The organism is Propionivibrio sp. (genome assembly GCF_017995515.1).
Classification (GTDB): Bacteria; Pseudomonadota; Gammaproteobacteria; order Burkholderiales; family Rhodocyclaceae; genus Propionivibrio.
The window spans coordinates 1-5,288 of record NZ_JAGOIT010000158.1 but is presented as its reverse complement, the minus strand read 5'-3'; the positions used below and the strand labels follow the sequence as shown (position 1 = coordinate 5,288).

5 protein-coding genes are annotated in these 5,288 nt (G+C 62.1%); all 5 read right to left on the bottom strand.

Features of this window, described 5'->3' with window-relative positions:
- Window positions 1-581 (bottom strand): trypsin-like peptidase domain-containing protein (locus tag KBA32_RS16395; RefSeq protein WP_294361275.1); only part of this gene is annotated, 581 nt, incomplete at its 3' end.
- A gap of 156 nt (window positions 582-737) precedes the next feature.
- Window positions 738-2,375, bottom strand: coding sequence for an FGGY family carbohydrate kinase (locus KBA32_RS16390; protein ID WP_294361274.1), 1,638 nt, complete (start codon window positions 2,373-2,375; stop codon window positions 738-740).
- A gap of 263 nt (window positions 2,376-2,638) precedes the next feature.
- Window positions 2,639-3,679, bottom strand: coding sequence for an NAD(P)-dependent alcohol dehydrogenase (locus tag KBA32_RS16385; RefSeq protein ID WP_294361272.1), 1,041 nt, complete (start codon window positions 3,677-3,679; stop codon window positions 2,639-2,641).
- Between the two features lie 67 nt (window positions 3,680-3,746).
- Window positions 3,747-4,718, bottom strand: a complete 972-nt coding sequence (locus tag KBA32_RS16380; protein ID WP_294361270.1) for a sugar ABC transporter substrate-binding protein — start codon at window positions 4,716-4,718, stop codon at window positions 3,747-3,749.
- 105 nt (window positions 4,719-4,823) lie between these two features.
- Window positions 4,824-5,288 (bottom strand): ABC transporter permease (locus KBA32_RS16375; RefSeq protein WP_294361268.1); only part of this gene is annotated, 465 nt, incomplete at its 5' end.

Below are 5,288 nucleotides of genomic sequence, written 5' to 3'. Positions count from 1 at the left end.
CGATCGAGCGCCGAGACGATACCGGTGGTCAGCGTCCAGTCGAGGCCGAACGGATTGCCGATGGCGTAAACCTTTTGTCCGACGCGCAGGTCGTGGCTGGTGCCGATGGGTACGGGAGCAGGGCGCCGGTTGGGAATCTTGATGCGCAGCACGGCGAGATCGTGCGCCTTCGAAACGCCGACTAGCGACGCCTTGAACTCGCGTCCGTCGGCGAGCTTGACCAGCGCCTCGCTGGCGTTCTCGATGACGTGGAAATTGGTAATGACATGGCCTGCGTCGTCCCACACGAAGCCCGAACCGGTGCCGCGTGGGACCGAATAGACGTTGCGCGTCCAGATGTCGCGCACCCGCGAACTCGTCGTGATGTAGACGACCGACTCGCGCGTGCGCTCAAAGAGATCGATGGTCGCCTTTTCATCTGCGGCGAGTTCGCCGCGTGGCGTAATCGCTCTTGGCTGGCCAACGCCCTGCTGCGCGAGTGCGGGATTTGGCGGCAGCGATGAGGCTGAAAGCAGCGCCATGAGGCAGAGAAACAGACGGATCCAGCGCGGGCGGGCGAGCGATTCGGTGGTCGGGGCCATGGTCGTCATTCCGTGGAAGTCGGGCGGTAGTTCCGATAATGGGAGCGGTCCGGCGCACTTTCAAGCGGGATGTCGATGTACATGCCCAAATGAAACAGGCCGGAGCCTCTTTCAGAGTCTCCGGCCTGCGCTTTGTTTCGATGACGCGTCGTCGGCTCAGCTCTTGCGCAGCTTCTCGAATGCCACTTCGAGCTGGTCGAGGTAGCCGCCTTCGGCGTGATAGGCCTTGACCATCTCCGGATCGGGCTGGATGACGCCCTTGCCGGTGAAGATCGCCTGGCGCAGCTTCTCGGCGACGATGTCGCGTTCGCCTTCCGGGACGATCGCCACGGCGGCGGCAACGGCGGCGCCAAGTGCGGCACCGGCTTGTCCGGCCTGAATTGCGGGACGGTTCCAGATGGCGGCGATGCGCTTCATGATGCCTTCGCTGGTCGACGGGCCGCCGCAGACGCTGATCGGCGACTTGTCATTGGCAGCATCCGGGCCGGCGATCTTCATGCCGTAGCGATAGACGAGGCCGAGCGAGCTGTCGACAACCGCGGCGAAGTCGTGCGCGAAGTCGGCGGGGCCGTCGTCGAGACGAACCGGTTCCGGGTTCGAATGCACGATCGGGAACGACTCGGTGTCCGGATGCCAGAAGCGGATACGGCTACCCGGCGCAGTGTTGGCGAGCGAGGCGTCGCAGGCGGCGTAGTCCTTGGCGCCGAGGCCGTGGCGCAGGCGCAGGCGGTCCCAGGCGAGCGCGCCGTTGGTGCGGCAGCCGAAGTTGAACGGGCGTCCGAGGCCGTCGTACATGGCGTTGGCGGTGCCTGCCATGTCGACGCTGCCGTCCGGGCTGGAGATCATGTAAACGAAGCTGGTGCCGAGGCTGAGCAGGTCACCGGTGGCGAGCACCTTGGACTGTGGATTGTCGCCCGAACCGGCGACGATCTTGCAGTCGGCGGCCAGACCGTACTTCGTCTGGAAGTAGGCGGCGATGCTGCCGCAAATGGCGAGCGGGTGCGCGATCGGGGGCAATTTTGCGGCCAGCGCGGCGGCACCACCGGGCAGGTCGCCGGCGACGGCGTTCATCACCACGTCGTCCCACTGGCGCTTCGAGTAGTTCATCAGGCCGGTGCCGCAGGCGTTGCCGAAGTCGATCGGGATCGTGCAGTCGCCGGCGAGGATCGCCGGAATGAAGCTGGAAATCTGCAGGATGTGGCGCGTGTCGGCATAGGCCGCCGGGTAACGGATCGCCAGCTTGCGATGCACGGTGGCGGCGAAGCGCAGCGGGATGTCGCTGCCCGTGCGCTCGATGATGGCGGCCTTGCCACCGGTGGCTTCGCGGATGTGCGCGGCTTCGGCGGCGGTGTTGGCCGTCTTCCAGATCGGCGCGCCGCCGTAGGCGAGGCTGTCGGCGAGGAGGTTCAGGAGATTGTCGCCGGCGCTCGCCGCGTCACGCAGGCGGGCGAATGAGGCTTTGGCTTGTTCGTTGAGATAGACGTGGCCGTGCTGCTGGCCCGAGGTGTTGATCGAGGCAATCGCGGCGGTGTCGAAACCGGCGGCCTTGAGGTCGGCGAAGAGCGCTTCCAGCGCGGCGATGAACAGGCGCGGCGGCTGCTCGGCTTCGCCCGGTTCGCGTGCGGGCATGACCATCGTGTCGTGCTCGAAGCCGAAACCGAGAAGACGCGGGTCGTCGCGATAGGCCAGCGAGCGGCTCCAGAGGATTTCTCCGGTGTTGCTGTTCAGCAGGACGGCGCTCAGGCTCTGCGTGCTGGCGTCGATTCCGAGGACGGTTCGAGGGCTAGTGCTCATGTTTCTTTCCTTGGCGATTGTTATCGAATTTTTGAAAGCGGCCTTGCGGTGCGGCGATGCAATCTGCTTGATTCTTGTCGAGAAAGCGCGTTTCGTCCAGGCGGTTTTTGACGGGCATCGCCCGTTATTTTCTGGCCCGGGAATCCTCCAATTCCACCGAGCCATTCTTGCCTGGTCTGAAACGTACTCCTCACACGCGACTGCGCGGCCAACCCCGGAAAACCGGAAGCGACCGCGCGAGGATTTTACTGCTTTGGGGTGCCTTAGTCCGGCAGTTTTACCATGATCTTAATCGCGTCACCCGGCATGCCGGCGGCGAAATCAAAGGCCTTGACGACGTCTTTCAACTCAAAACGATGCGTGATCAGCGGTTTGACGTTGATCTGGCCGGAGGCGATGTACTTGATCGCGCGGTCGTAAACGTTCGCGTAGCGGAAGATGGTGAGGAACTCGATTTCCTTGCACTGCGCTTCGACGATGTCGATCGGCGCCGGCTCCTGCGGCATGCCGATCAGTACGACCTTGCCGCCGGGGGCGAGGAAGCTCGTCGTCGAGAGGATCGCCCGCGGCGCGCCGCTCGCTTCGAAGACGATATTCACGCCTTGCGGGTTCTGCTGATAGACGTAGTCCTTGAGGTCGCCGCTCGTGATGTTGAAGGTGCTGATGCGCGCGTCGTAGTTCTTGCGGATGAAGTCGAGCTTCTCCTGCTTGGCGTCGGCGACGATGACGTGGCTGCATCCGCCGGCGATGGCCGCCAGTGCGGTGACGAGGCCGATGGTGCCGGCGCCGAGCACGAGGGCGGTGTCACCCGGCGAAACGCGCGCTTTCTTGACCGAATGCACGCCGATGGCGAGCGGTTCGACCAGTGCGCCTTCTTCAAAGCTCACGTTGTCCGGCAGCTTGAAGGTGAGGTTGGCCGGATGCACGATCGTTTCGCGCAGGCAGCCGTGAATCGGGGGGGTCGCCCAGAAACGCACGTCCGGGTCGAGGTTGTACATGCCTTGCAGCGTCTGGCTGCTGGCGGGGTCGGGGATGCCGGGCTCCATGCACACGCGGTCGCCGACCTTGAGGTTCTTTACGGCACTGCCGATTTCGGTGATGGTGCCGCTCGCCTCGTGGCCGAGCACCATCGGTTCATTGACGACGAAACCGCCGATCTTGCCGTGCAGGTAATAGTGAACGTCGCTGCCGCAGATCCCGACATTGGCAATCTTGATACGCACATCGTTGGCGCCCAGGTCTTGGGGCAACGGTTCGTCACGCAGGGACAGGCTGTTTTGTTTGTCGAGAAACAGGGCTTTCATTTACTTTATCCTGAGGGTTGAAAAGGTGACGGCCGGGGAGTCGACCGCCACCAAAGGGGGTTGAAACTTACTTGATGTTGCCGAGTTCCTTGTGCATCGCGATGAACTTGTCGGCGTTTTCCTTCGTGATCAGCTCGGCCGTGATGAACTGCGGCGAAGCGACCTTCTTGCCGGTCAGCAGTTCGTGGCTCATCTTCACCGACAGTTGTGCCAGCGAGAACGCGCTTTGCAGCGAGGTCGAAGTCATTTCACCGGCCTTGATCTTCAGACAGGCTTCGGCCGTGCCATCAACACCGTAGGTCAGCGGGTAGGACTTGGCGCCCGAACCCTTGACGGCTTCCAGCGCGCCGGCGGCCATGTTGTCGTTCATCGAGACGATGGCGTCGATCTTCGGGTTCGACTGGATCCAGTCTTCCATCAGACGCATGCCTTCGTCCTTGTTCCAGTTGGCGATCTGCTCGCCGACGATCTTCACGTCCTTGCGCACGTCGAAGAAGTACTTCGCCCAGGCTTCGCGACGCTTGTCGGAGTGCATGTTGCCGGCCGGTCCCATGAGGACGACAACCTTCGCATCCTTCGGCACCTGCTTGATGGCGAGCTTGGCGTTGACTTCGGCCTGTTGCATTGGGTCGGCATCGACGGCCGGAACGGTTTCGTCGTTGATGCGGTTGTTGACCGTGACGACCTTGACGCCGGCGGCAATCGCTTCCTTGACCGGTGCAACCTGCGCTTCGGAGTCGAGCGGTTGCAGGAGGATCAGGTCGTACTTGCTGGTCACGGCGTTTTCAATGTGCGACGCGATCATTTCGTTCTTGCTTTGGCCGTCGAAAACGGTGACTTGCGTATCCGGGTACTTCTTCACTTCCTTGACGACGGAATCGGCCAGCCAGGCAGCGAAGGAGTCACCCTGAGCACGTGCGATGTAGGCGATCCGGTATTTCTTGCCATCCTTCGGGGCTGGCGCCTGGCTCCAAGCGGCGGTCGAGGTCAGCAGGAAGGCGCTTGCCAGGCAAAGTGCGATTTTTCCAGTCAGTTTCATGTTTATTCCTCAAAAAGAATTTGGGTTCTTACAAAAGCATGATCCGCAAGACTTATTTGTTTATTGGTGGTGCGTTTGGGTTTTCTTTTAGTGCATTCTGGTTCCTCAGGCCTCCTTTCCCCGCTCTTCAATGTTGCCCAGTTGGCTTGCCGTCTTCTTGTTCTTGGACATGATGTCGTAGGCGACGGCGGCGACGATGATTCCCCCCTTGATGATCTGTTGCAGATACGACTGGATCCCGAGGAGGTTCATGATGTTGTTGAGAAAGCCCATGATGAAGGCGCCGACCAGCGTGCCCATCGCGGTGCCGACGCCACCGGAGAAGCTGGTGCCGCCGATGATCGACGCGGTCATCGCGTCGAACTCGAAGCCGATACCGGCGTTTGGCAAGCCAGCATTGACGCGCGACATGAAGAGCACGCCGGAGAGCCCGACGAAGGCGCCGCTGATGACGTAGGCCGTCATCTTGGTCTGGTTCACCTTGATGCCCGAGGCGCGCGCCGCGTCTTCATTGCCGCCGATGGCGTAGAGGTGGCGACCGAAGCGCGTGTTGTTGAGCAGGTACCAGGT